The sequence below is a fragment of the Nocardioides sp. 616 genome (assembly GCF_002930065.1).
Lineage (GTDB): Bacteria > Actinomycetota > Actinomycetes > Propionibacteriales > Nocardioidaceae > Nocardioides > Nocardioides houyundeii.
In genome coordinates this window covers 64331-90178 of sequence record NZ_POAG01000017.1, presented here as the reverse complement: position 1 = coordinate 90178, position 25848 = coordinate 64331, and the positions used below count along the sequence as shown (strand labels likewise).

The window sequence follows — 25848 nt, the reverse complement described above, 5'->3', positions numbered from 1 at the left end:
GTTGGGCAACAACCGTTGCCCAACGCCACTGGTGTCCTCGACCAGGCTTATGCCCCCGGCGGCTCAGGCGTCCTGTCGCCGGCGCGGGAGGAAGAGCATCAGCGCCACGGCACCCAGCACGAACGCGCTGGACCACAGGGCGAGCAGCGCGAGCGGGGCACCCGAGCCCGTCTGCGGCAGGGTCTCCCCGGAGCCGGAGGCGCTGACCGACGTCACGCTTCCCGACGACGAGCCACCGGACGAGCCGCCCGCGGAGCCGTTGGAGGCGGAGATCTCTCCCACCCCGAACCGGGCCGCACCCAGGCTGCCCCCGGAGCTCACCTTGCAGTCGGCGGTGATCTTGACCCCCGACATCTCACCGAAGGCGAACGCGAAGGCACTGACCTCGACGTCGGCCTCCTCGGCGGAGCTGTTCATCTCGGCCGTGAGGGTCGGCACCGGCACCGTGCCGTAGGGCGCGGCGTTGACCGTCGAGCTGCCCTTCAGCACGACCGGCTCGCCGCCCATCTTGGCCTGCAGGGTCACCTGCATGGTGCCGTTGTCGATCGGCACCGGAGCCAGTCCCGGGATCTCACTGAGGTTCGCGGCCAGGGTGACCTTGTCGACCCCTTCCTTGGCGCGTGACGCGGCCAGGGAGATGCTCGGCGTGTAGTCGAAGTCGCTGCCGAACGGCTGCAGCACGCAGGCGTACTTCACCTTCCCCGAAGCCGCGGTGCCCTTGCTCTCGCCGCCGCCAGAGCCGCCAGAGCCGCCAGGCGTGGCGCTCTTGCTCGGCTTGGGGGTCTTCGTCGGCTTGGGCGTCTTGGTGGCCGTGGGGGCGGCCGTGGGAACGGGCGCCGCAGAGGGCACCGGCGCGACCGTCGGGAGTGGACCGGCAGCTCCGTCGACCGCCACGTCGCCGAGTGCCCAGGCCATGTCGACCCCACCCGGCGGGCACAGCGTCGGCAGGTTGGCCCCCATCGCGGAGACGTCGAACTGGATCCGCTTCACCACGATCGACAGCGGAGACGCAGCCCCCGGGAATCGTGCGATCACCTTGGGCATCGGCAACGGGGTGCGGGCGGCGGCACTGGTGGTGCCGGACCCGGTGAGGGTCACGTCCTGCCCGTTGACCGAGGCGACGATGGTCCCCACGACCCCCGCGTTGGTCAGGGCCAGAGGGACGATGCCGGGCAGGTCGTTGGTCTGCATCTCGAGCACCGTCTCGGCCCCGTCGGTGACCGCGGTGGTGGTCAGCGTCGTGGCCCAGTCGAAGATCGGGAAGGTGTCGGTCTGACACTTGTTGGTCTGCGTCGAGGTGACAGGCGCGGCAACGGCCGGGGAGGCCAGCGGCAGGGCGAGCAGCGCCAGCGAGGCGGCCGCCACCCCCGCCATCAGACTGCGGGGCCTCATGCGAGCCTGCCCAGACGCTTGGCGCCGAGGCCGAGGCCAGCGCCGGCGAGGAGGAGAGCGAGTGCCCCGAGCAAGGACAACGCCACCACCTCACCGGCGCCAGTTTGTGGCAGGGTGTCGTCGGTGGCCGCCGCGCCATCGTCGGTGGAACCCTGGGTCGTCTCCTCAGCGGAAGTCTCGGCCGTGGCGGCGGCCGGCTCGGCACCACCGAAGGTGACGGGGATGACCACCTGGTTGGCGGCGACGGTCGCGGCGTCCTCGGCGGTGGGCAGCGGCGCCGCGGCGATGACGCACTTCTGCACGGTGCAGTCGTACTCCCCGAACTTCTCCTTCACCACGATGGTGAAGGTCCCGATGGAGCCGCCGCCGTCGGCGTTGCGGAAGGTGGCACCACCCTGCAGGTTGCAGTGGCTCGGGCCGGTGTAGCCCTCGATGCACTGTCCGGCGGCGATCTGGCCCATTCCCGGCGCGAACCCCCTGCCCGAGATGGTCACCTGCTGACCGTCCTTGAGCCCGTCCTTTGCGCTCACCTCCAACGAGGGGCCGGCGGCAAGGCTCGGCGGCGCCCCGACGATGGCGACCACGAACAGCGCGATCAGCGCCGCCATCATCTTGGCGAGTGTCGTTGTGCTTCCCATGGTGCTTCTCCTCGGTTCGGCCATGACTCGGGGCAGTGCTACGGGGTGTGTGCGGCGAAGGGATCGGTGGTCGACGAGAACTGCGACGGGTTGGCCGTCGCGGATCCGGCCGGCATGGTCGAACGTGAGATCGCGTTCTCGTCGGTGCCCAGGTAGGACCGGACCACCTCGGGGTGCTCGCGCACCTCGTCCGGGGTGCCGACCGCGACGACGCGGCCCAGGTTCATCGCGATCATCCGGTCGCTCAGGTGCGAGAGCAGTGGCAGGTCGTGCTCGATGACGATCATCGTGGTGCCGAGCTCGCGACGGATCCCCAGCAGGAGCTCGCCCAGCGTCTCGCTCTCGCTCTGCGCGATCCCGGCGGACGGCTCGTCGAGCAGCAGGACTCGTGGCTCGAGCGCCAGCAGACAGGCCAGCTCCACCACCCGCCGGGTGCCCGTCGACAGCTCGGAGACCTGTCGACGCACGAACGGCGTGAGCGCCATCCGATCGATGAGGTCGTCTGCCATCTCCGCCTTGCGCCGCTCGGCCTCCCGCGCACCGAGCGCGGCGCTCCAGAACCGGGACGGCTGGTGCCGCTCCTGGGCGAGCATCAGGGTCTCGTGCACCGTCAGCGTGGGGAACAGAGCGGCGTCCTGGAAGGAGCGGACAAGTCCCACTCGAGCCCGTTGCTCGGGCGTGCGTCTGGTGACGTCTCGCCCGGCATACCCGATCTGGCCCTCGTTGGGAGCGGTGAACCCGGCGATGATCTCGAAGAGGGTCGTCTTCCCGGCCCCGTTCGGCCCGATGATGCCGATGATCTCGCCCTGCTCGGCCTCGAAGGAGACGCGGTCGACCGCCACGACTCCCCCGAAGCGACGGGTGACGCCGCTGACCGACAGCACCGGGAGTCCGTCATCCCCCGCCTCGTGGCGGGCGCTGCTGCGCAGTCCCTCGAGCCGCAGCTGGCAGGCCAGCGGCGAGACGGGCTCGCCCACCGTTCCGTGCCTTGCCTGTTGCACGTCGATCCCCGCTCGACGGGCCACTCCGTCGGCCCACCAGTCGCGCGCCTTGCCGATCATGCCGCCGAGCCCGTCGGGCATCATGACGACCACGAGCAGCCAGCCGATCGAGAGCGCCGCACTGCCCGCCAGCCCCAGGCTGAACATGGTCGGGATGCCGATGATGATGATCGCGCCGAGCACCGGTCCACCGGTGAGGACGAGACCGCCGACCACGGCGATGGCGACCACGTCGATGCTTGCCGAGGCCGGGAAGGAGTTGACCGTCAGCTGGGTCTGTCCGTGTCCGATCACAGCGCCGCCCAGTCCGGCCACGGCGCCCGAGATCGCGAAGATCTGGAGCTTGCGGACCCGCGATCGCACGGTGAACGCACGAGCCGCGTCCTCGTTGTCGCGGATGGCCTGCAACGTCCGGCCAAAGCCGCTGTGCCGCAGGTTGCCCACGACCCACATGGCCGCGACCAGCATGAGGAGCGCGAAGAGGTAGTAGTCCACGCCCATCGTCAGCGCGTAGCCGAAGACCGTCGGCGTCGCCGGCTGGACGCCGAAGCCCAGGAAGCTGTCCAGCCGCAGCAGCCAGCTCGTGGTCGCCAGAGCCAGGGCCAGGGTGGACACGGCCAGCGCCAGCCCCTGCAGCCGCATGGCGGGGATGCCGACGAGCGCCGAAGTGGCGGCAGCCGCGGCGATGCCCGCCGCCAGGCCCAGCACGAAGTTCCCGGTGTTCGCGACGGCGTGCACCGAGACGGCGGCTCCGATGCCGGCGTAGGCGAACTGACCGAGGGAGAGCTGCCCGGAGACCCCGGTGAGCAGGCCGACGGAGAGACCGACCAGGGCGAAGCCGACCACGTTGGTCATCGCCGAGGCTGTGGAGTTGGAGACGACGTAGGCCAGGCCGACCGCGGCGCCGATCAACGCGGCGCCCATGACGCGCGGGAACCAGCGCACCGCCCAGAGCTGGTTGTACTGGGGCGGCAACGGGTTCATCACGATCCGTTGCCAGCCGACGCGCTCGCGAGCCGCGCGACCCAGCGCCGGCTGGCGCAGCAGCGCCACCACGATGATCAGTCCCAGGGCCAGCGGCACGGTGTTGCGGGTGTCGGGGTTGGAGAGCAGGAACTGCTCGAGGACGCCGACTCCCAGGGAGGCGACGACCGCGATCGGGATCGAGGACATCCGGGCGATGACCGCGCCTGCCAGTCCCTTCAGGAGGATGTCCGGCCCGAGCGTGTCGATCGACTGACCGGCGGTGGTCGGGGTCACCAGCATCGCCGAGAAGGCCGCCACCGCGCCGGCGATGGCCCACGCCAGGGTGGCCATGCGGCGCGCCGGGATCCCGTCCAGCAGAGCGGCGTCCTTGTCGTCTGCCGCCGCACGGATGGCGATGCCGACCCGGTGCTCGCGCAGGAACCACGCCAGAGCGATGAGCAGCAGGGGCCCGAGCACGATCATCGCGACGTACGGGGTGCTGATCTTCGTCGCGCCGAGCTCGAACTCGGGAAGACCGGGCGGCCGCGGGAAGGTGAACCCGCTGACGCCGTCGGCGTTGATGATCAGCGCGAAGATCAGGATGAACTGCGAGAGCCCCAGGGTCGCGATCATCCCGATCATCGCGGGGCGTCCGACCAGCCGTCGGACGACGAGCCACTCGATGCCCGCTGCCAGACCGGCCGCGACGACCATCGCCACCGCGAAGGAGGGCCAGTACGGCAGACCCCAGTCCGCGGCGAGCAGGCCCAGGACCGAGGCTCCGAACACGCCGATGGAGCCGTGGGCGAAGTTGACGAACCGGCTCGATCTGTAGACCAGCACCAGACCGATGGCCAGCAGCCCGTAGGTCAGGCCCGCGAAGAGGCCCAGCGCCAACCGGTCGACGCCGAAGTCGAAGCCGAGCAGGGCCACCCTGATGTCGGTCACGGCCATCGCACTCACGCTGTTCACACGGCCTCCGCAATATGTCCGCCAAGCATCAGGCTGCGGATCCGTTCGGGGTCCTCGGCGAGGACCGAGGCGGCCTCCTCGGCGATGATCTCGCCCTTCTCCATCACGTAGGCGCGATGGACCAGGGAGAGCGCCACGTTGACGGACTGCTCGACGACCAGCACCGAGGCACCCCGTTCGTTGAGCCGGCGCACCAGCTCGCACAGGCCCCCGACGACCACGGGGGCCAAGCCCAGCGAGAACTCGTCGATGACCAGCAGGTCGGGGTCGTTCACGATCGCCTTCGCCAGGGCCAGCATCTGTCGCTCACCACCTGAGAGCGTCGAGGCGGGCTGGTTGCGGCGCGCGTTGAGCCTGGGGAAGATCGCCAACGCCGCCTCGACGGCCTCCTTGACCCACTTCTTGTCCTTGGCGGCATAGCCGTGCATGGACAGGTTGTCGACCACGCTCAGGGACCCGAAGGCGGACTGCCCGACGACCTGGCTCAGACCGGCCTCGACCCGCTTGCGCGGAGTCCAGCCAGTGACGTCGAGTCCCCCCATGTGGACCGACCCCGAGCTCGGTGCCAGCAGTCCGCCGATCACCCGCAGCGTGGTTGACTTCCCGACCCCGTTGGGCCCGAGAAGGGCGACCATCTCCCCCCGCTCGACCCGCAGCGAGGCTCCGAACAGCACCTGGACCGGGCCGTAGGACGCGTTGATCCCCTCGCACCTCAGCGCGGGGACCGTGTCACTTCGTGTCGAAAGGGACATCGTCACCCTCGTAGACGAAGCAGTCGCAGTCCTCGGAGAACTTCATCACCCGGTAGCCGCCGGCCGCGGCGCGGGTTCCGTTGCCCATCGCGTTGCCGAAGCCCGAGGCGGTCTGGAAGTTGACGCCGTCCTTGTCGACGACCTCGCCCCAGGCGGCGGCATTGAGCGGACCCTCGACGCCGTCGGCGCCCAGCTTGAGCAGCTTCACGGCGTCGCAGTAGGGCAGTGCCACCCGCGCGGCCTCGCGGGTCTCGAAGGTCTCCCCCACCTCGGCGAAGATGTCGAGGCAGTCCTGCTCGGCACCCTTGGCGGGGAACGGCATCTTGTCGTCCGCGACGTCCTGGGGCGGGTGGAAGCCGATGCCGACCATGCCCTTCATCGTGTTGCTCGGCACGGTGCCCGGGTTGTTGACGAAGAACGAGGGGTTGTCGTAGCTGGAGATGGCGTAGGTGGCGTCGAACTCCTTCGAGCCCGCGATGGTCGCGAACATCGAGGCCAGCCGCGAACCACCCAGGAACATCACGCGGTCGATGCCGGCTGTGGCGAAGGTGATGGCACCCTGCTCCAGGCCCATGTACAAGGTGCCGATGTCGGTGGTGTCGACCCACGCCACCTCGGCGTCGATGCCGAGCTTCTTGAGCTGCGGCACCCCCAGGTTCTTCACGGTCCGGTCGTTGACCGGGGAGTCGGCGGCCACGATCGCGACCTTGTCCCGCCCGTCGAAGAAGCCCTCCTTGTCCAGCGCCTTGATGTAGGAGGTGACGAAGGCGTCGTACTCGGGGAAGCTCGGCGCCCACAGGTACGGCGCCAGCTCGTCGTACAGCGCGCGGTCGTTGGCCACCATCGAGATGTCGAGCATCAGCGTCTGCCGCTGGGCGTAGCAGGGGCGAGCATTCGACTGGTACTGCCCGGTGAGCACGACCGCGAAGGCCTTCTCGTCCTGGGTGACCCAGTGGCACAGCTGCTCTTCGGTGGCCGGCGAGTCGGTCTCCGCGTCGTACCACCGGAAGACCGCGTCGAGCGAGCGGCCACCGAGGCCGCCGTTGTCGTTGACCCAGTCCTCGAGGGCCTGCACCTGCTTCTCCGGGTCACCGATCGAAGCGGTCTTGAAGCCCGTCGTCTCCTTGACGCTGTCGAGGTCGACCGCGACGAACACCACCTTCACCGAGTCGCCACTGACGCTCGGTCCGGTGGTCGCAGTGTCGCTGGAGCCGCCACTGCCGGGCATCAAGGCTCCACAACCGGCCAGGGCAAGACAGAGCGCGGCACCGACCAGACTCGAACGCACCAGCAGCGACCGGTCGATCCGACGCGACGACGATCTGCGATCCGTTGGCTGAGCCATGGGTACCCCCTCGGTTGGTGGCCAGACTATATACGATATCGGCTTCTGCGCCACGGACCATAGTGGCCCGTCTCACTTCAAGCTGAGATCTCGGTCGGCGCGCAGCGTCATCCAGCGGTCCATGGCAGCCAGATCCACCACGGCGTCGTCGAGCGCCGCCGGCTCGCGGTCCGGGCCGGGGGCCGCCTGCAGGTCCCACCACCGGGTGAGCGTGGCCAGGTCGATGATCGCCTCGCCGTCACCCGCCACCGGCTCGCCGTCCGAGCGCGGAGGCCCGGCAAGGGCGACGGCCAGCTCGGGCCGGAATGCGTTGCGGCGGCGGTGCACCGCCCACGCGATCAGGAGCAGACCCAGCAGATTGAGGGCGAACAGACCCCATGGGTAGGTCTCCCACGTGAGGGAGAAACCCCCGGTCTCGCCTTCACCGAACTGCCCCGAGACGGTATAGGTGCCGAACGCGCCGATCGGCAGCGAGATCGGCACCTCCACCACCCGGGACTCGCCGGGCTCGAGAGTGCCGAAGCCGTCACTGACGTAGACCGGCTCGGCGTCCTCGGCCTTGCCGACCGCGATCGTCAGGCCAGGCGCACGGGCGTCGACCTTGCTGACGTTCTCCACCACCATCCGGAGCACCCGCGAAGGCGCGCCGCCGAACAGGTCGCTGAGCTCCGCGGAACCCACGAGCACGGCCTCGGTGACCGCGACCTCGCCGGACCTCGCCACCGGCTTCTCTTCCGAGCCACCCTGCTTCCCGGGCTCCTCCTCGACCACGTCGACCTTGATGTCGCGCGGCAGGGGGATCTGGACCGGTCCCCGCGCGGCCGTGGCGGTCGTGCTCTCGGGGACGACGCTCGGGGTCTGGGCGCTGCCGCCCGTGGATCCACCCTGCTGGGAAGCGCCACCGTTGCCCCCGCCACCCTTGGAACCGCCGCCCTTGGAACCGCCCGGCGTACGGGTCAGTCCGGCCTTATCCAGGTCGAGGAAGGTGACCAGCCGGCCACTCTTGCGCTGCACGGCGCGGATCTTGACCGCGGTGCGACGCGACGGGATGTCCAGACGGGCCCGGATCCGACCCCTGGCACCGGCCTTGGCGACCACCCGGGGTCCGATCCGCCGGCCCTCGGCGTCCATCAGACTCAGGTGGACCCGCTTGGCGGGGTCCCACTGCTCCCCCACCAGGCGCCACTTCTTCGGGCTCGCGTCGGGGTGCGGCGCCACGCTCGGCTCACCCAACACCTGCATGGAGCTCTCGACGACCAGCGGGCCACCGGTCACCGAGGCCCGCACGAAGCCGTCCCCCGCCGTGACCTCCTCGGCCACCGGGATCGACGCCACCGCAGTGCCGTCGAGGGCGGTGAGCACCGGTACGGCGGTCCCGCAGGTGGGCGCCTCGCTCTCGTCCACCACCCTGGTGCACACCGCCAGGTCGACACTGACCTCGGAGGGGAATCCGGCCAGGGACAGGTCGATCGCGTCCCCCGCGCGAGCCGCGGTGTCGACTCGCTGCTTGCTGACGTTGGTGATCTCCATGCCGGTCCCAGGTGACACGCCGAACTGGGTCACCACCGGCTGGTCGAGCGGGATGGTCGCCGGGTTGGTTCCGCCCGGGACCCCTTCGACCTGACCGTTGCAGACCACCCGTTGGCCAACGGTGGGCAGGTCGTAGATGACGCTGCGCAGGACGAGCATCGAGGTGCCTGGCAGCGTCAGCGGTGCCGCGCCGGTGGCACTCGTCGCCGGGATCGCCACCGCGCCGGGCGCCAGGCTGAAGGGAGCCAGCACGGGCGCCAGGCGGGTCCGGACACCGGAGGCGTCCACCAGGTCGACCAGGTACGCCACGGTCCCGGTGGTCTCCACAGCCTGCGCGGTGACTCCCGGGCCGCCGGAGATGCTGACAGCAAAGGTGCGACTGCCGCCCACCGCAGTGTCTCCGCCGCTGGCGAACCTCAGCTCCGGGAGGGCCGGCGCCGGCGTCCACGGCTCCAGCGCGGTGCTCACGTCGACGTGAGCGGTCAGATCCTCGATCGGCGCCATCGCGGCCGGGACGTAGGTCCAGCAGCCACCAGTCGGCACGGTGGGGAGCACCTCGGCAGCCGCGCCGGTCGCCGTCAGCCCGGGAAGGGCCGAACCGGCGATCACGGCCAACGCAAGGAAACCGCGCACACGTCTGTTCGGCATGCAACACTCCTGAGCGCTTGGACTGCACCAACGGGCTACCCCGCGGCGGTCAGGTCTAGATGATATATTAAAAGTGTGTTGAGTGTCTCGACCGCCGGTGCTGCCACGGCACTGCGACTGCTGGCCGAGCTGATGCTCACGCTGGGTGCGCTGCTCGCGGCGCTGGCCTTCTACCTGCTGGTCTGGACCAATGTGCAGACCTCGTACGCCCAGGCCGGGCATCTCGAGGAGTTCCGCGCCGAGCAGCGCGACCACCCGAAGGGCCACAAGGCCAAGCCAAAGACGGGGGACGGCTTGAACGTCCTGCACATCCCCCGCCTCGGCGACGACTGGGAATGGGTGGTCGTCGAAGGGGTGGCGCTGGAGACGCTCAACGACGGCCCCGGCCACTTCCCCGACACCGCGCTGCCGGGCAAGGTCGGCAACTACGCCGTCGCCGGGCATCGAGCCACCCACGGCGAGCCCTTCGCCCAGCTCGACCAGCTCCTGGAAGGCGACAAGGTCTACGTCGAGGCCCCGGACGGCTGGTACACCTACGAGGTGACCTGGTCCCGCATCGTCGCCCCCACGCAGCTCGACGTCGTCGCTCCCGTTCCCGGTCAGCCGGGCAGGAAGCCGACCGCGCAGACCATGACCCTGGTGACCTGCCACCCGCGCTGGGGATCGAGCGAGCGACTCGTCGTCGGCGCCCAGCTGGTCGAGCAACGGTCCGTCGCGGCAGGTCCACCGGCCGAGCTGGAGGTCTGAGGTGTACGCACTCATCTGGCGCCTGCTGCCCGGATCCACGCTGCTCAAGTCCCTGCAGAGCGTGCTGCTGGCCCTGCTGGTCCTCTTCGTGCTGATGACCTGGGTCTTCCCCGCGATCGAGCCGCACCTGCCGATCGACCAGGTGGTCGTCGGCTGACGGCCGCACCGGTCCGGACGGGGTTGCCCCGTCCGGCTCAGAAGTCGCGCAGCAGGGACCCGTAGCCGTGCAGCTGGTCCTCGATGCCGTTCTCGCGCAGGGCCATCCACCACGTCGCGGCGTTGATGGCGATCACCGGCTTGTCCAGCCAGCGCTCGGCCTCGTCGGCGAGCTCGGTCATGCACAGGTTCGTGCCGCACTGGACGATCGCGTCCACGTCGGAGTCATTGACCTCCATCAGCGACTCGCGCAGTGTCCTCTCGCTGACCTGCGCGATGGACACGGCACTCTCGCAGCTCAGACCCTTGACCTGGCCCACCTCGAAACCGATCTCGGTGAAGAACTTGCGGACGTTCGCGTCCCCGATGGGGGTGTAGGGCGTGATGACGGCGATCTTCTTCGCGCCGAACAGGCCCAACGCCCGCTCACAGGCCTCCGCGCCGGTGGCTACTCCGAGACCGCCCGAAAGTTCCTTGATCTGCTGGACGAACTGGCGGTTGCCCTCGACTCCGTCCCAGAACGTCTCGGCGCTCATGCCCATCACCATGTAGTCGGGCTCCATCGTCATGATGCCCTCGACACAGTCGGCCATGGAGGCGCGGATCTGCTCGAGCAGGGCCTCCATGCCCTCGTCGTCGCCGATCCGGCCGTCCCGGATCAGGATCCGGCCGTAGTGCGAGGTGACTCCGGGCACGCGCATCATGTCGAACTCGGGCTGCACGATGGTGTTGGTGCTGGGAGCGATGACGCCGAACTTCCGACGCCATCCGAGACGGTCGACTCCACTCACGCCGGGACTCCTCGGTGCTCGTCCGTCTCCGCAGTCGCCGAACGCTGGCCCAGGTGCTCGTCCAGCCACAGCGCACCCAGCAGGAAGCAGAGCTGCACGGCGGAGTTGGTCAGCTGCTCGATCCACTGCAGACCGGCGGACTGCTCGGGCTGTGCGGCGAGCGGGGGCAGCACGTTGGTGCCCAGGACGTAGATGACGAACAGTGCACCCACTGAGCGCTTGCCGGCCTTGAAGGAGTAGACCGCAGCGGTCACGCCGAGGAAGCTGGCGCCGACGGCTGCGGCGACGAGCAGGGGCCAGGTGTCCCCCATCCACACTGCACCCACGGCGGCCGCGACCGGGAACGTCGCGAACGGCCAGGCCACCACGGTGCGGGCCAGGACCGCGCTGAGCAGTGCCCAGGAAAGCGCTGCGAAGCCGAAAGAGAGGCACGGGAAGAGCAGCCTCTCCAGGATCGGGTACTCCCAGCAGCCGGAGGCCACCAGGAGCTTCCAGGTCGCCTTCCCCAGGCCACCCAGGGCGACCGTCACGGCGCCGACGAGCGCGACCGAGTAGGCGCTCGGGACGGCCCGTCGTACGGCTCGGGCCAGGATCACCAGTGCGGCGGCGGCCAGGATGACCGGCACGAAGTCCTCGATGGCCAGTGCCAGACCGTACTCGGCGCAGACGTCCAGCTCGGCAGCAGCCATCAGTCCGCCTCCCCGAAGATGTCGCGCTTGGTGAAGCCGGCCGTCATGAAGCGACGTGCCGCCTTGCCCCGCGTGAGCCACGCGACCCGCACGCCGTGCTTGTCCGCGGACAGGACCCGGTCTGCGAGCCACGGCGTGACCGTCTCGACCCGGTCACCGAGGATGTTGAAGATCTTCTTGACCTTGTCGAAGCCGGCGGGGTCCTCGGCATAGTCCCCCACGAGCAGCTCGGTCGCCACGATCCCCGGCGAGAGGAAGCCGACCTTGACCTGGCTGCCCTTGGTCTGGCGCACCAGCGCCTGGGTGAGGTACTGCACCGCACGCTTGGACGACCCGTAGACGGCCATGCCGTCCTGGTGCTCCCCCCGGGAGCCGAAGCCCTCCATGTTCCAGATCCAGCCACCACCCGGCTGGCCGGCCATCCCCTGCGACGCGACGGCGCAGCCGTTGACCACCCCCACGACGTTGACCGCGAAGACGGCCTCGACCTCGCTGGCCCCGATGGTGTGCAGGTCGCCGCGGCTCGTGGAGAGGCCGGCGTTGTTCACCCAGACGTCCACGCGGCCGAACGCGGCCACCGCGTGGTCCCACAGGCGCTGGACCGCGTCCCGGTCCGAGACGTCGGCGGCCAGGCCGCTGGTCCGCACACCGTCCCCGAGCTCGGCCAGGGCTTTCTGAACCGCATCCTCGGAGCGGCCGCAGATCACGACCTGGCACCCGCGGGCCAGGAACTCACGGGCCAGACCGAGGCCGATGCCGCGAGTTCCGCCGGTCACCACGACCACCCGCGAGGCGTTGCTCATCGCGACTCCCAGGAAAGCGATCCGTGCACGAAGTGGGTGGTGGTGTCCCCGCGGAGCAGCTGCCACACCACGGCAAGCTCGCGGGTCTCGGGATCGATGAGGAACTCGCGCCCCTTGATCTTCTCCACCCCGGTGGCGTCCGCACCGACCAGGTGCTGGCTGGTGAAGAGCGCCCTGCCGTAGGAGGTCGCGTTCCCATATACCTCGGGGCCCTCGAACATGGTGCGAGCCCCGTCGCGGTAGCGGTCGAGGGTGTACTGGCGGTCCAGGTCGCCGACCCAGGTGATCCGCTGCCGTGCGGATCGCAGTGAAGTGGGCGCGTGCTCGATCGTCACCTCGACCTTGCCCTCGCTGACCTGGTCCGCGCCGTTGACGAAGAGCGTCCCGACCCAGGCCCCTGCCTCCTTGGTGGGCAGGACCTGCGGGCGTGAGCCGCGCTGCCTCTCCAGCTCGCGCCACTCGTCGACGAACCGTTGGGTCTCCGGATTGGTCTCACGGTCCAGGGTTCGCTTGTACACGCCGTTGAAGACCGCGCACACGGCCCAGCCGTCGTGCAGGACCGAGGAGTAGACCTGGGTCTCGCCGTCAGCCAGCACCTGGTTCCAGGTCCGCAGGTCCGCCTGCCAGCCCGGTGAGTAGTAGTGCGCGTCGACGAAGAGGCCGTAGGGCTGCCCGGTGCCGTAGAAGTCCGGACCGGTGTAGACCCTGTTCTCGTCGGAGTCGACGACGCCGAAGTCGAACTGGGCGCCGAGCTCGAAGCGGTTGCGCAGCGGGCCCGAGCCGGACAGCTTGGAGTCCATCCAGTAGCGGGCTCCCTCGTCGGTCACCTCACTGGCACGGGCGATGGACTCGAACCCCACGTGGTTGCCAAGGGCGTCGAAGAGACCGGGGATGCCGTGCCACTCCCCCTCGATCCGCTTCTGCCACTCGCTGGGCTCGGTCACGCTCATGCCGGCAGCTCGTTGCTCACCAGCTGGGCTCGGATGCTCTCGGCGACGGGCTCGGTGATGAGGCGTGAGATCTGGGCCCACACCTTGTCCACCTCGGGGCTGAACAGCAGGGCACGGTTGCGGGCGTCCCGCGCGGCCAGGTCGGTGTCCGACAGGTCGGACAGCACCTCGGCCGGGACGTCCCCCTCGACGAGGGAGAACCAGTGCTCCAGATACGCGCTGACCGGCTTGTCGAGCTGCGCGAACGCCTGCTCGTCGGCCCGACTGGCGAGCATCCACGCCGACATCACGGTCAGCTGACGGTTGTCCAGCTCGGCCTTGGACAGGCCCTCCATCGCGAGGACCTCCTTGTAGGTGCCGGTCAGCGGCGTGTGGGCCCAGTCGTTGTAGACCATGTGGGTGCCCGCGTCGGCGCGCTGGATCAGGTCCAGGTGGAAGGCCAGGTGCCCACCGGCTGCCACCGAGTCCAGCGTGAAGTGCGGGACCGGGCTCTCCTGCGGCATGAAGGCGAAGACCATGTGGCTGTCCAGGCCGATCTGGGGCACCACGATGCCCACGTAGACCGCCTTGGCGATCTTGTCACCGGAGAAGATGCGTACCGATCCGACCGAATCGGGGCCCATCGGCGAGTAGAGCGTCTGGTACGGACCGCCGTCGGCGCCGGTGATCTCGCTCAGCTCGCCGCGTGCGACCAGCGTGTCGAGGGTGGTCAGGCAGAGTTCCGAGGGGAGGCTCACGCGATTACTTCCTTGTCCTTGGTGGGGTTGGTGCCGTCGGTCTTGTCGGCGCTCTTGACGACCTGCTCGGCGACGGGAGGCTCGGCGGCAGCAGGCTCGGGGTCGTCCATCACCAGTCGGCGCTCGGTGCGCAGCGGCACCGGCGGCTCTCCTCGGTTCATCCGCAGCTCGCGGCTGCGGACCTCCTTGTAGTTCCACGCGCTCGCGAGCTCGGGGACCTCCTTGCGCACCGGCGACGGGATGACCCGCGCCTCGACCCGGGCCGGTCCCTCACCCACGATCGTGTTGTCCTCCACCCCCCAGCCAGCCTCGATCAGCTCCTGGCGGCGGCGCCGGTACTTGATCGCGTTGTAGTCGCTCTTGACGTGCAGCTCGGCCGAGAGGTCGAAGGGCAGCAGCTCGGGTCGGACGGCGTCGACGATGGCCTGGTCCTCGTAGAGGACCTTGAAGATCCGGCGGCGGGCGTCGCGATCGGCCCAGGCGCCCTTGAAGAACGAGCGCAGCGCGACGAACTTGACCAGCGTGGTCTCCTCGTCGATGGGGATGTTGACGTCGAAGATCTTCAGCGCGCCCATCGGGGTGCCGATCTCCAGCAGGATCATGTTGGGCAGCCACCAGGTGGTGGAGACCGGCACGGGGGGCCGATCGGCCAGCGCCTGCCGGTTCGGGTTGATCATCCCCCACAGGCCCTTCGAGCGCGGCGGGTTCAGCTCGATGGAGACCTTGCAGTGCCACTCCGACTCCTCGATCTGGAACTCGGGGACCTCTGGCTTCTCCTTGTTGCCGAACACGCCACCGTGCACGAACGGGGTGTGCGCGACGTCGACGCCGTTCTCCAGGATCCGCTCGTAGTTCGACTTCCACAGGAACTGGCCGGTGACGGCGCGGAAGTTGACGTCGTCGTCGATGACCGACCAGTCGGGGAGCGGCGGCCGCTCCTCCTCCGGGAGATCGCCCATGTAGACCCACACGAACTTGTACTTCTCCTGGGTCGGGTAGGAGTCGACGCGCGCCTTGCGAGGGATGCCCTTCTCGGGATGCGCCGGGATCCTCTCGACGACCCCGCCGGGGTTGTACTCCCAGCCGTGGTAGGGACAGACCACGCAGTCGCCCTTGAGCTCGCCGTCGGAGAGCGCGGCGCCCCGGTGCACGCACAGGTCGGACAGCGCGACGACTGAGTTGTCGCTGTGCTTGCGGTAGAGGACCAGCTGCTGGCCCAGAAGCTTGACCTTCATCGGCTTCCCGGGCTTGACGTCAGTGCTGAACTCGACCGCGTACCAGAAGTTCTTGAACATTTCGGGCTCCTCCTAGCGACGACGGATGTCGGCGATCTCGGGTCTGCGATGGTCGTCCCATCGATTGAGTGCTGCCTTGGAACCGGCGTCAGAGACGAGTCCGGCCCTGAAGAACGTGGTGACTAGCTCGGTGAGGACACCGCGCAGGTGGTCCTGGTCGGCGCTGTTCGGCTCCTCGAGGAAGCCGCGGGCCGACGTGGGGTCCTCGGGCGACGCGGGCAGCATGTGCCCTGCCCCGGCGAGCCTGACGAGCCACGCCTCCGAGGCCTGGGGCAGCGCCTCCCGCCAGGTGCGCTCCACCGGGTCGTGACCGGCTGCCCCGGCCTGCTCGCCGTACCGGATGGCGCTGGCGGCCACCACGCCGTCTGCGGTGCCGGCGAGGAGCATCACGGGCACCTCGACCGGAGCCGGCAGCAACGTGCCGGCCTGGTAGCCGAGCTGCTGGGAGGCCATCGTGTGGGCGCCGTAGGTCGCGACGGCGCGAACGCCGGGGAACCAGTCGGTCCGGACCGACTGCAGCGCCACCGTGCCACCGGCGGAGTGCCCGAAGACGCCGATCCTGTCCAGGTCGAGCAGTCCGGACAGCGGGCCCACGTCCTGCATGCGGCCCAGCTCCGCCAGCACCGCCCCCAGGGCCGGCGTGGTGGGCCGTGAGCCGTAGGCCTCGGGCCCCACCGCGCCGATGTCCACACCCGGTGTGAGTCCGTACTGACCGGGGAAGAGCTCCCCGACCCAGTCGAAGGTCACACAGACCATCGCGGCCCGAGCAACGGCGACTGCCAGGTCGAGGTAGCCCGAGGAGGACACGTTGATGCCGGGCAGCACGACCACGACCGGGTAGGGAGCACCCGCCGGATCCGCGGCGAGCATGCCGCTCATCCGCTCCACGTCGGTGCGCGCCTCGAGCGCCGGGTAGCGCACCGTGACGTGCATGGTGTCGTACGGCGCCTCGGCACCGGGCACGCGCACGGCAGCGCGATGCGTGCGCACCAGGACCTGCTCGGCGATGTCCATTCCGCTCAGCGCAGGTGAGGTCGGGGAAGGGTGCGGTCTCCACCCCAGAGTGCGCGCACCAGCTGCTGGGTCATCTCGGGTCCGAAGAAGCGGTCCCCCATCTCGTTGGCGGGGTCGCGCTCGGCGATGTTGCGGCGGGTTAGCTCGTCGGTGGCAGCCAGCTCGGCCTGCTCCTCGGCGGGCACCTGCTCGGCTTCGGCGACCCAGCCCAACCAGCGGTCCAGGTGACGCTCGGCCAGCTCGGTGACCAGCTCCGTGGTGCGGCTGTCGCCCGGGCCCATCATGCAGTAGGCGGTGGGCGACAGGCCGGCGCGCACGAACGCACTGCGGCTGACGAAGGGCTCCAGCCAGTCGTTCTCGGCCCGGACCTTCTCCCACTCGTCGTTGAGGGGTGCGTAGTACTTGTCGAACGACTCGGTGTCGGTCAGCAAGTTCGACCGCGGGACCGAGTCGAGGTACAGCCATCCCTGCGGGAATGCTCCGAGCGCCATGCCGAAGTGCGGAACCCGCACCTGCGGGCCCAGCCAGATCGTCAGGTGCACGTTGACGAAACCGAGGGCGGCGTTCTCCATGTGCGAGTGGATCATCCAGTCGATCTCCGGGCCGGCGTAGCCGCGCACACTGCCGGACGGCCCGTTCTCGCTGGTGAAGGACTCAAGGACCTCCGTCGAGGGGTCCCGCTCCAGCTCGAAGCGGTCCTGCACCTTGGCGGTGAGCCGGTCGATCAGGGCCTTCCAGTCCGCGAACAGCGCGGTGACGTCGGTGGGGCCCGCGTCGTCGAAGTACTCCTGCACCGACTTGAGGTTCTGGGTCATACCTATCCCTCTCCTGGACAGCCTGTCTGCAAAGAATATATTCTACTACGAAGTGCTTTGGGCGGCCGGGCCACAACTTTCTCAGGAATTCGGGTAGGCGTTGGCCGGAAGCCCGGAAGAACCGGCCCGGAATGCACCCGGCAGGTGCGTGACGCACGGCTGGACGTACTCCATGAGGCCGTCGTCGCCGTACTCCCGTCCCCAACCGGAGCCTTTGACGCCCCCGAACGGGGCATGCAGCGCCATCCCGGTCCGGTTGTGGGTGTTGACGAAGGTGAAGCCCGCCTCCAGCCGCTCCGCCACCTCGAAGGCAAGCTCCTCGTCGGCCGACCAGACAGAGGCCCCGAGGCCCAGCTCCCCCGAGTTGGCCCGGGCCACAGCCTCCTCGAGGGAGTCGTAGGCCAGCACGGGAAGCGTCGGGCCGAACTGCTCGGTGGCCACGATCGGGTCCGCGTCACCGGCGCCGAGGACGAGCGTGGGCCGCACGAAGTGACCCTGCGACAGGTCGCCGACGACAGTGCCGATCTCGATCACCCGGGCACCGGCCCTGCGGGCCTCCGCGACCAGAGCGCGCACTCGCTCCGCCGAGGCGGCGCTCACCACGGGTCCCATCGTGACCCCGGGGGCCAGCGGGTCGCCCACGTGCAGCACCCGCTCGGCTGCCCGCTCCAGTCCCGCCACGACCTCCTCGACCCGCGGAGCGGGGACGTAGAGACGCTTCAGGGCCATGCACACCTGGCCGCTGGTGGCGAAGGCCGCCATCAGCAGCCGTTCGTAGGCGGGGTCGTCGAGCTCGACGTCGGGCAGGAGGATGCCCGGGTCGTTGCCGCCGAGCTCGAGCACGCTCGGTGTCAGGCTGCGGCCGGCTAGCGACGCGATCGCACGGCCGGCGGTGTCGCCCCCGGTGAAAGCGACCTTGGACACCAGGGAGTGCCCCACCAACGCGTTCACGGTCTCCACCTCGCCGTGCACGACACTCACCAGGTTGGCAGGCAGCACGGCCGCGATCGTCTCCAGGAAACGGGTGACCGCGAGCGGCGCCAGTGGCGACGGCTTCACCACGATGGCGTTCCCGGCCACCAGTGCGGGCGCGACCTTGAGGGCCGCAAGGATCAGTGGCGCGTTCCACGGGGTGATCGCCGCGACGACTCCGAACGGGCGGTGCCGGACCCTCAGCCGGCCACGCTCGTCATCGTCGAGCCGCGGGGCCAACAGCTCGACCGCGCGGCCGGCGTACCAGCGCAGCACCGTCGTGGCGAACCCGGCTTCGCCGCGCGCGTCGCCCAGCACCTTGCCGGTCTCGCGTGCCGCGAGCTCGGCGATCTCCTCCAGCAGCGGGTCGAGAGCCTCGGCGGCCGCGCCGAGCAGAGCGGCCCGTTCAGCGACCGGGGTACGGGCCCAGGCGACCTGGGAGAGCGCGGCGGCGCGCACGCACGCGTCCACCTGCTCGGCGGCCGACACCTCCACGGACCCGACGACCTCGCCCGCCCGGGCGGGGTTGTGGCAGGTGATCACCCCTGGTCCTCGCCGACCATGGCGACCGGGCGCCCGCCGCGCAGCGAGTTGATCATCGAGGTGTTGAGCAGGTGCGCGCGCATCCTGACCGGGTCGGCGGCCAGCGCTCGCAGCTCGTCGTGGTAGGCCCGCTGTGCCTGAGGATCGGTCTGGCGCAGACGCTCCCAGTTGTCGTGGGTGATCGTCTTGACGTAGGACAGCGCCACCTGACGACGCGCCTCGCAGACCGCGTCCAGCTCGGAGAGCGAACCCGTTCCCTCCAGCAGCCCGAGCAGCGCGGTGGCCTCGCGGACCGCATCGTGCAGGCCGCTGTTCATGCCCATGCCACCGAGCGGGTTGTTGATGTGGGCAGCGTCGCCCATCAGGATCAGGCGCCCCTTCCGGAACGTGTCGGCGACCCGCTGATGCACCCGGTAGAGCGTGGTGTGCAGGACGTCCCACTCGCGGCCCAGGTCTGCGACGCCGGCAAGGCGGGCCTGGACCCGCGCCGGGTCGATCTCCACCTCGTCAGCCGTCTCCGGATCCGTGGGGAAGAGGATCCGCCAGTGCTCGGGCGTGCGCAGCAGAACCAGCCACTCCTCCGGGTCGAAGACGTAGTTGACCGCCGCGATCCCGGGCAGGATCGCGGTCAGGTCCTCGGTGGTCGAGGCGACGAGGAAGCGCTCGGGGTAGGTCATCCCCTCGAAGCTGAAACCTGCACTCTGGCGCACCTGGGAGTTGGCACCGTCCGCGCCGAGCACCCAGTCCGCGGTGAGGATCTCGCCGGACTCGGTGGCCACCGCTGCGCACTCCCCCACCGTCTCGGCACCCACCACGCGCTGGGAGAACGACACCGTGACGTTGTCCAGCCCCTGCAGGGCCTGGAGCAGGATCGGGGTCAGCTTGCTCTGCTCGCACTGGACCCGGAACGGGAACCGGGTGTCCTCGGCGAGGATGCCGAGGTCCAGGTCCGCGATCGGGCCGGTCGTGCGATCGCGGTACTGGAAGCTGGTGGAGACGATCCCCTGCTCCATCAGCGGCTCCAGCACACCCAGGTCGTCCAGCATCTCCAGGCTCGGCGGGTGGTACGTCGAGGCCCGGGACTCCTCCGCCAGGCCGTCCCCGGCCTCCAGCACCCGCACCCTCACGCCTGCTCGGGCCAGGATGAGCGCTGCGGTCAGCCCCACCGGCCCCGCACCCGCCACGATCACTGTCTGCTGGTCGTCATTCATCACGTTCGCTCCTCAAGGCGGGCCGCCACGGGGGCGGCGTAGCACTGTTCGTCTTCGAGCAGACCGGGCAGACCGACGAGGTCGGTCAGCTCGGACCACGGCATGCGGTCCACCACCCCTGCGTGGCCGGCGGACAGGATCGCGGTCATCGTGCGACGTACGGCGAGGGCGGCAGCCAACACCGCGGAGACGGGGTGGATCACCAGCCGCACCCCTACGCCGGCCAGCTCCTCGTCACTGGGTCCGGCCTGGACCGGGCCCCCCGCCTCGGAGCGGTTGTAGACCTGGGGCAGCCGACGACCGTGCGCCTGCAGCGCGGCGTCGACCTCGCCCAGCACGGCCACTCCCGCACCCTCGACGAAGACGGCGTCGGCACCCGCGTCCGCGAAGGCCAGGCACCGCGACACCACCGAGTCAAGGCCCTCCACCGAGAGCGCATCGGTGCGTGCGACGATCACCAGATCGGTGCCCGAATCGACCGCGGCGCGGACCCGCGCGGCGGCCTCGGCCACCCCGACGACCGCCTTGCCCGCCAGGTGACCGCACCGCTTGGGCGAGACCTGGTCCTCCAGGTGCAGTCCCGCGATCCCGGCGGCGGCATAGGCCCGAGTGGTCTGCCGCGCCTGGAGCACGTTTCCGTAGCCGGTGTCGGCGTCGGCCAGCAGCGGCACCGAGCCCAACGAGGGCAGCAGTGCCACTGCGCGCCGGGCGATGTCGGTGCCGTGCACGAAGCCGAGGTCCGGCATGCCGAGGTCGACCGCGGAGACGGTGGCCCCCGACAGGCAGACGGCGTCGGCGCCCGCCTCGACCGCCAGCGCAGCAGAGACCGCGTCGTAGACACCGGGCAGCCGGACCAGGGTCTGGCCGCCCAGCAGTTCCCTCAACCGCTGCGAGGACGAAGCGCTGCCGGTCATCTTCCGTGCAGCGAGAAGCCGCCCTCGACGCCGACCACGCGGGCTCCGGTGAAGATCCGGATCGTCTCGACGGTGCCCTCCTCGCCCATGCCCGAGAGGCCCCAGGCCGGACGCGGCGTCATCAGGTGCAGGCTCATGATCGTGGAGCCGTTCACCTTGACCTCGCCGGCGCGGACCTGGCGGGCCACGGCGAGCGCGGCTTCGCGATCGGTTCCCACGACGTACCCCTCCAGCCCGAAGGGGGTGGCGTTGGCCAGCGTCACGGCCTCGTCGAGATCGGAGTAGGTGTGCACGGTCGCCACCGGTCCGAACATCTCCTCGACCGCCGCTTCGCTCGGCACCCCGGTCAGCAGGGTCGGAGCCAGGAAGCTGCCACCGGTCTCGGGGAGCGGGGTGAAGGTGTGCTCGGTGCCGCCGGCCGCCACCCGCACGTCGATCTCCGCGCGCAACCTGGCCAGGTGGGTCGGGTGAACGATCGGCCCGAGGTCGGTGGACTGGTCCAGGGGGTCTCCCACGGCCAGGTCCGCGAGCCGGACGCCGATCTGCTTGAGCAGATCGTCGGCGAGCACCTCGGGCACGACGAGACGACCTAGCGCGCGACACCACTGCCCGTTCAACGTCGTCAGAAGATCGGCCGCGGCGCGTGCCGCATCAGCCAGGTCTGCGTCCGGCATCACCACGAGCGGGTTGTTGCCGCCGAGCTCCAGCTGGAGGGCGGTGAAGTTGGCGGCACAGGCGGCCGCGATCGCCCGTCCGGCCACCAGCCCGCCGGTGAACGAGACGGCGCGCACACGCGCGTCCTGGACCATCCGACCCCCCACCGACGCGCCGCCTTGAAGCAGCTGGAAGGTGCCAGCGGCTACGTCGTTCTCGCGCAGCACCCTGTCCACCACGCGAGCGAGCTCGGTGGTGCCCCACGGGGCGTACTCGCTGGGCTTGAGGAGCGTCGGGGCCCCGGCCGCCAGTGACGAGGCGATCTTGTGGGCGGCCATCGGGGCCGGCGCGTTCCACGGCACCAGGCAGAGGGCGGGTCCGAGCGGAAGGCGGTGCACCTCGACCTGGTTCCCATGCTCGCCGACCACGGTCTCCAGCAGCACTCCGTCGCGCAGCATCTGGGCGGCCAGGTGGAAGGCACCGGGAACGATCACGCCGACGATGCTCGTCTGGGTGATCGGCACACCGGTGGCACGGGACTCCAGGGCCGCCAGTCGCGGCACCTCCTCACCGAGGGCCGCACCCACCGCATCGAGGATCTCGGCCCGGCGCTCGACCGGAACCCCACTCCACGCGCCGGTGGCGTGCACCCGCTGGGCCGCCGCGAGGGCTGCTTCGACGTCACCCTCGGCGCTGGCGCGCGCCGTCCCCAGCGCCTCGCCGGTGTAGGGGTCGACGAGCTCGAGGCCGAGCACGTCGCCAGGCTCGGACCAGACGCCGTCGACGAGCTGCTCGACCGCTGGCACCACGTGGGTCTCGCGCGTCATCGCCTGGTCTCCCTCGCTCATGCGCGCTCTCCAGCGGCCTTGGTGAAGCTGTCGCTCGTCGTGAGCCCCGCCCATCCCTCCTTCTCCACGACCATCTTGGCGAAGTCGAGCTTCCCGCGCTCCGCGGGGAACGCCTGCACGAGTCCCATGGCGGTGTCGCGCACGGCCCGTCCGGTCACGTTGCCCATCAGGGCGCCGGACGTGCCGCACATCTTCAGTGCCGTGAGGGCGACGTCGTGAGCATGCTCGCAGATCGCGCCCTTGGCGAGCTTCCAGGACTGGACGACCTCGTTCTTGGGCAGGATCGGCGGGTCGCTGGCCTCCAGGTCGACCTGGCGGCGCAGCCACAGGTGCGCCTCGGCCAGGTGCCGCTCACCATCCCCGATCAGCACCTGGTGCATCGGGCTGGACGCGATCGGCTTGCCGGTGTCGGCGAAGGTCGCGCTCATCGTCCGCTCCATCGCGTAGCTCCACGCGCCCTGCGCGATTCCCGCGTAGATGGAGGCGATCGCCACCTGGTTGCCGACCCACGAGCCACGCGACATCTGGGTCGCCCGGGTGAAGGCACCCGGAACGGCCAGCGACAGCTCGTCGGGGACGAAACAGTCCTCGAGCACCAGGCCGTTGTTGTCCGAGGCGCGCATCCCCAGGCCGACCCACGGGGCACGCGGTCGCGCTCCGGCAGTCTCCCGCGGGACCAGGAACAGGGTGAGGGCGTCGAGCCCTTCGACGTCCTCACGTCGAGCCGTCACGAGGTAGTAGTCGGCGGAGCCGGAAAGGCAGCCGAAGGACTTCTCGCCGTTCAGGAGCCACCCACCCTCGGTGCGGGTCGCGGTGGTGCGGATCAGCACGTTGGCGTTGGACGCCTTCACGGCCTCGCTGGCGAAGTTGCCGATCGCCTTCTTCTCGGTGCCCATCAGGTGCAGCACCTTGTGCGCGAAGGCGCGGACGGTCGGCGCCTCCTCGTCGGTGTAGTGACCGGCCTCGAGCGCGGCGAGCGGCAGCATGCCCCGCGAGGACGAGGAGCAGTGGAAGAAGAAGGCAAGGGCGGTGGAGCCACAGACCGTGCCCAGCGCGTACGTCGTGGCCGCCAGGTCTCGCAGGCCGCCGCCGAGGCCGCCGAACTCCTCCGGCACCACCAGGCCGAGCAGTCCGGCATCGCCCAGCAGCTTGATGTGCCCCTCAGGCAGCGCACCCATCTCGTCGGCCGCCTCGGCGGCCGCGGCGATCGTCGGCAGCACCGTCTCCACGCGTCGCGCCCTGTCGCGCTCCGCCTCGGCGAGGTCCGGGAACACGAGTTCTGCGGTGAGCTTCGACGTCATCCTGCTGCTCCTACGATCTGGGGGGTGCTGGTCTCGACCAGCAACGGCGGGTTTGAGGCGGTGTCGGCGGCGGAACGCAGGTCGCGAGCCAGCACCGTCAGAGCTGCGGAGTCGACAGGGGTGTCCACGTCGACCTCTTCGAGCAGTCGGATCAGGTCCTCGGTTGCGACGGCTCCGTCGATCCCCGCGAGGGTGGTGTCGAAGTGCCGCACCCCGCTCTTGAGGGCGATGATCGCCTTGACCAGGCCGAGCCGATCCCGGTCGTGGAGCCCCATCCGCAACGGCACGGGACGGGCCAGGGCGACGGCCTCCTGCAGGAAGGCGCGTACCCGCAGCGGAGTGGCGGCGCCCGCCGCGTCGGAGAGCCCGATCTCGAGGACGCCGAGGGCGGCGAGTCGTTCCACGGCGTCGAGCACGGCGTCGAAGCGCGCCGGATCGAAGGGGTCCAGCACGCGCACGGCGGTCTGCGCCTCGATCCCCTGCAGCTGTGCGATCAACTCCTCGGTGCATCCCGGCACGGCCGGGTCGAGGGTGATCTCCACCGTGCTGACCCCTGCCGCCAGGACGAGGTCGGCCTGGGCACGATCCGCGACGAGGACGCTAGCCGCGTCGAGGAGCAGGGTGCGAGGCACCATCGCCTCGGCCTCGGCCAGACTGGCCGCCGAGGTCAGGTCGGCGACCCGGACCCGGGAACCGGCACTCGCCACGCCGGCGGCGACGTGGGCGATCTCGTGGTTCCGGCCTGCTGCCGCAAGGCCACCGACCACCCCGGGGTCGGAGAGAGTGGCCACGTCGGGCAGCACGTCGGCGAACTGGCCCCAGCCTCGGGAGTGGAACAGCAGGGGCGCGGACCGCCGGGCGGCGTGAGCACCGACGACCTCCCCCACGAAGATGGTGTGGTCGCCACCGGGGTAGGCGTGCACGACCCGGCAGTCGAACCAGCCCAGGGCCGAGTCCAGCAGCGGTACGCCGGTCTGGTCGGTGGTCCAGGACTCTCCGGCGAACCGGTCGACCGCCCCCTTGTCCATGCCCGCGAACCGGCGGCCCACCTCGACCTGGTCCTTGGCGAGGACGTTGACTCCGAAGACGCCGCTGTCGGCGATGAGCTGGTGCGAGTAGAGCGTCTTGGTCAGGCAGATGGAGACCAGCGGCGGCTCCAGACTCACGCTTGAGAACGAGCTGGCTGTCATGCCGTGCCACGCGCCGTCACCCGACAGCGTCGTCACCACGGTGACGCCGCTCGGCCACTGGCTCATCACGTCTCGGAACGTCGTTGTGTCGACCATCGTCCACCTCCTCGTAAGAGAATATACGATATCTTCTTACCCGGGGATAGTGGACGCCGTTTCCAGGTTGGATGTTGCGAGGTGCGGAATATATGATTCACCTGGCGGTTACATAAGGACCACCACAACTTTCCATCTTGGGGGCGTCACATGAGCCGAGGAACCAACGGCGCTACCGGCGTACGTCCGATCGCGCATCACTCACTGGTGGACCGGGTGACCGACGAGCTGCACCGCGCGATCCTCAACGGCGACCTCGCTCCCGGCTCCACCGTGTCGATCGTCGACCTGTGCAACCGCTTCGACATCAGCCACATCCCGGTGCGCGAAGCACTGCGTCGCCTCGAGAGCGAAGGTGTGATCAGTCTGCGGCCCGGCCGCTCGGCACTGGTGGCCACCGTGACCAGTGCGGAGCTGACCAACATCTACGCACTGCGCAAGCTGGTCGAGGGCGACCTCTGCATGCGTGCCGGCAAGAGCATCTCAGCCGAGCGCCTGGCCGCGGCGGAGGAGGCGCTCGCCGAGTACATCGGCATCGAGCGCGAGCCCGCGGCCCTGGCGGCCAAGCACCACGCGTTCCACGAGGCGATGCTGGCCGACGAGATCGGCCCGGCTGACGCCAACGTGCTGCGCCTGCTGTGGAAGGCGTCCGACCGCTACCTGCACCTGCTGATGGACGACCTCGACCATCAGCCCAAGACCCAGCAGGGGCGGATCGACGAGCACCGTGAGCTGCTCGAGCTGGCCCGCGAGGGCAAGGTCGAGGAGCTGCGCGACCGCTGGGTGGCCCACCTCGAGAGCACCGAGACCGCCCTGCTCCAGGCGCTCGCCACGCGCGAGGCCGCGGCCGCCGTCTGATCCGTCCTCTGACCTGAGGA

Annotated in this window: 23 protein-coding genes; 3 read left to right on the top strand and 20 right to left on the bottom strand. The window is 69.9% G+C overall.

Going from position 1 to position 25848, the window contains the following annotated elements:
• Positions 1-63 precede the first annotated feature (63 nt).
• The 6 genes from C5H89_RS18895 to C5H89_RS06850 all read right to left on the bottom strand — a co-directional run bounded on the left by C5H89_RS18895 (position 64) and on the right by C5H89_RS06850 (position 9244).
• On the bottom strand, positions 64-1392 hold the full coding sequence (locus tag C5H89_RS18895; protein ID WP_162799270.1) for a hypothetical protein: 1329 nt from the start codon (positions 1390-1392) through the stop codon (positions 64-66).
• Positions 1389-2030 (bottom strand): neocarzinostatin apoprotein domain-containing protein, encoded by a 642-nt coding sequence (locus tag C5H89_RS06870; protein ID WP_162799269.1) that lies wholly within the window; start codon positions 2028-2030, stop codon positions 1389-1391. The genes C5H89_RS18895 and C5H89_RS06870 overlap by 4 nt, the downstream gene beginning before the upstream one ends.
• Before the next feature lie 38 nt (positions 2031-2068).
• Complete coding sequence (locus C5H89_RS06865) at positions 2069-4951, bottom strand: branched-chain amino acid ABC transporter permease/ATP-binding protein (RefSeq protein ID WP_162799268.1); 2883 nt, start codon at positions 4949-4951, stop codon at positions 2069-2071.
• Between the two features lie 14 nt (positions 4952-4965).
• On the bottom strand, positions 4966-5721 hold the full coding sequence (locus C5H89_RS06860) for an ABC transporter ATP-binding protein (protein WP_104106298.1): 756 nt from the start codon (positions 5719-5721) through the stop codon (positions 4966-4968).
• Positions 5699-6949 carry an ABC transporter substrate-binding protein gene (locus C5H89_RS06855; protein WP_104106297.1) on the bottom strand — a complete coding sequence of 417 codons (1251 nt, stop codon included), beginning with the start codon at positions 6947-6949 and terminating at the stop codon, positions 5699-5701. The genes C5H89_RS06860 and C5H89_RS06855 overlap by 23 nt, the downstream gene beginning before the upstream one ends.
• 189 nt (positions 6950-7138) lie before the next feature.
• The gene (locus C5H89_RS06850) at positions 7139-9244 is read right to left on the bottom strand and encodes a hypothetical protein (protein WP_162799267.1); all 2106 of its coding nucleotides are present in this window, start codon (positions 9242-9244) and stop codon (positions 7139-7141) included.
• Positions 9245-9322: 78 nt separating this feature from the next.
• Here C5H89_RS06850 and C5H89_RS06845 point away from each other — a divergent pair, with 78 nt between their 5' ends.
• Positions 9323-9991 carry a class E sortase gene (locus C5H89_RS06845; RefSeq protein WP_162799266.1) on the top strand — a complete coding sequence of 223 codons (669 nt, stop codon included), beginning with the start codon at positions 9323-9325 and terminating at the stop codon, positions 9989-9991.
• A 1-nt stretch (position 9992) separates the two neighbouring features.
• Positions 9993-10148 (top strand): hypothetical protein, encoded by a 156-nt coding sequence (locus tag C5H89_RS19105; RefSeq protein ID WP_205304907.1) that lies wholly within the window; start codon positions 9993-9995, stop codon positions 10146-10148.
• Positions 10149-10185: 37 nt separating this feature from the next.
• On the opposite strand, the gene C5H89_RS06840 is transcribed toward C5H89_RS19105, so the two are convergent.
• From C5H89_RS06840 to C5H89_RS06775, 14 genes are all read right to left on the bottom strand, one after another.
• The gene (locus tag C5H89_RS06840) at positions 10186-10938 is read right to left on the bottom strand and encodes an arylmalonate decarboxylase (RefSeq protein WP_104106294.1); all 753 of its coding nucleotides are present in this window, start codon (positions 10936-10938) and stop codon (positions 10186-10188) included.
• A complete protein-coding gene (locus C5H89_RS06835; protein ID WP_104106293.1) occupies positions 10935-11627 on the bottom strand; it encodes a hypothetical protein in 693 nt (230 codons plus the stop codon). Before C5H89_RS06835 ends, C5H89_RS06840 begins: the two co-directional genes overlap by 4 nt.
• A complete protein-coding gene (locus tag C5H89_RS06830) occupies positions 11627-12430 on the bottom strand; it encodes an SDR family NAD(P)-dependent oxidoreductase (RefSeq protein ID WP_104106292.1) in 804 nt (267 codons plus the stop codon). Before C5H89_RS06830 ends, C5H89_RS06835 begins: the two co-directional genes overlap by 1 nt.
• Positions 12427-13380 carry a hypothetical protein gene (locus C5H89_RS06825; protein ID WP_104106291.1) on the bottom strand — a complete coding sequence of 318 codons (954 nt, stop codon included), beginning with the start codon at positions 13378-13380 and terminating at the stop codon, positions 12427-12429. Before C5H89_RS06825 ends, C5H89_RS06830 begins: the two co-directional genes overlap by 4 nt.
• Positions 13377-14117 (bottom strand): hypothetical protein, encoded by a 741-nt coding sequence (locus tag C5H89_RS06820; RefSeq protein ID WP_104106290.1) that lies wholly within the window; start codon positions 14115-14117, stop codon positions 13377-13379. Before C5H89_RS06820 ends, C5H89_RS06825 begins: the two co-directional genes overlap by 4 nt.
• On the bottom strand, positions 14114-15412 hold the full coding sequence (locus C5H89_RS06815; RefSeq protein ID WP_104106289.1) for an aromatic ring-hydroxylating dioxygenase subunit alpha: 1299 nt from the start codon (positions 15410-15412) through the stop codon (positions 14114-14116). Before C5H89_RS06815 ends, C5H89_RS06820 begins: the two co-directional genes overlap by 4 nt.
• Positions 15413-15424: 12 nt before the next feature.
• Positions 15425-16426, bottom strand: coding sequence for an alpha/beta hydrolase (locus C5H89_RS06810; RefSeq protein ID WP_104106288.1), 1002 nt, complete (start codon positions 16424-16426; stop codon positions 15425-15427).
• Positions 16427-16431: 5 nt separating this feature from the next.
• On the bottom strand, positions 16432-17241 hold the full coding sequence (locus C5H89_RS06805; RefSeq protein WP_104106287.1) for an oxidoreductase: 810 nt from the start codon (positions 17239-17241) through the stop codon (positions 16432-16434).
• 81 nt (positions 17242-17322) lie between these two features.
• Positions 17323-18756 (bottom strand): aldehyde dehydrogenase family protein, encoded by a 1434-nt coding sequence (locus C5H89_RS06800; protein WP_104106286.1) that lies wholly within the window; start codon positions 18754-18756, stop codon positions 17323-17325.
• Positions 18753-19967, bottom strand: a complete 1215-nt coding sequence (locus tag C5H89_RS06795) for an NAD(P)/FAD-dependent oxidoreductase (protein ID WP_104106285.1) — start codon at positions 19965-19967, stop codon at positions 18753-18755. The genes C5H89_RS06800 and C5H89_RS06795 overlap by 4 nt, the downstream gene beginning before the upstream one ends.
• Entirely contained in the window at positions 19967-20851 is an 885-nt protein-coding gene (locus tag C5H89_RS06790; protein ID WP_205304906.1) for an isocitrate lyase/PEP mutase family protein, read from the bottom strand. The genes C5H89_RS06795 and C5H89_RS06790 overlap by 1 nt, the downstream gene beginning before the upstream one ends.
• 26 nt (positions 20852-20877) lie before the next feature.
• On the bottom strand, positions 20878-22383 hold the full coding sequence (locus tag C5H89_RS06785; RefSeq protein ID WP_205304905.1) for an aldehyde dehydrogenase family protein: 1506 nt from the start codon (positions 22381-22383) through the stop codon (positions 20878-20880).
• Positions 22380-23684 carry an acyl-CoA dehydrogenase family protein gene (locus C5H89_RS06780; protein ID WP_104106283.1) on the bottom strand — a complete coding sequence of 435 codons (1305 nt, stop codon included), beginning with the start codon at positions 23682-23684 and terminating at the stop codon, positions 22380-22382. Before C5H89_RS06780 ends, C5H89_RS06785 begins: the two co-directional genes overlap by 4 nt.
• The gene (locus C5H89_RS06775; protein WP_104106282.1) at positions 23681-24970 is read right to left on the bottom strand and encodes a flavin reductase; all 1290 of its coding nucleotides are present in this window, start codon (positions 24968-24970) and stop codon (positions 23681-23683) included. Before C5H89_RS06775 ends, C5H89_RS06780 begins: the two co-directional genes overlap by 4 nt.
• A gap of 150 nt (positions 24971-25120) precedes the next feature.
• Here C5H89_RS06775 and C5H89_RS06770 point away from each other — a divergent pair, with 150 nt between their 5' ends.
• Positions 25121-25828, top strand: coding sequence for a GntR family transcriptional regulator (locus C5H89_RS06770; protein WP_104106281.1), 708 nt, complete (start codon positions 25121-25123; stop codon positions 25826-25828).
• Positions 25829-25848 lie beyond the last annotated feature (20 nt).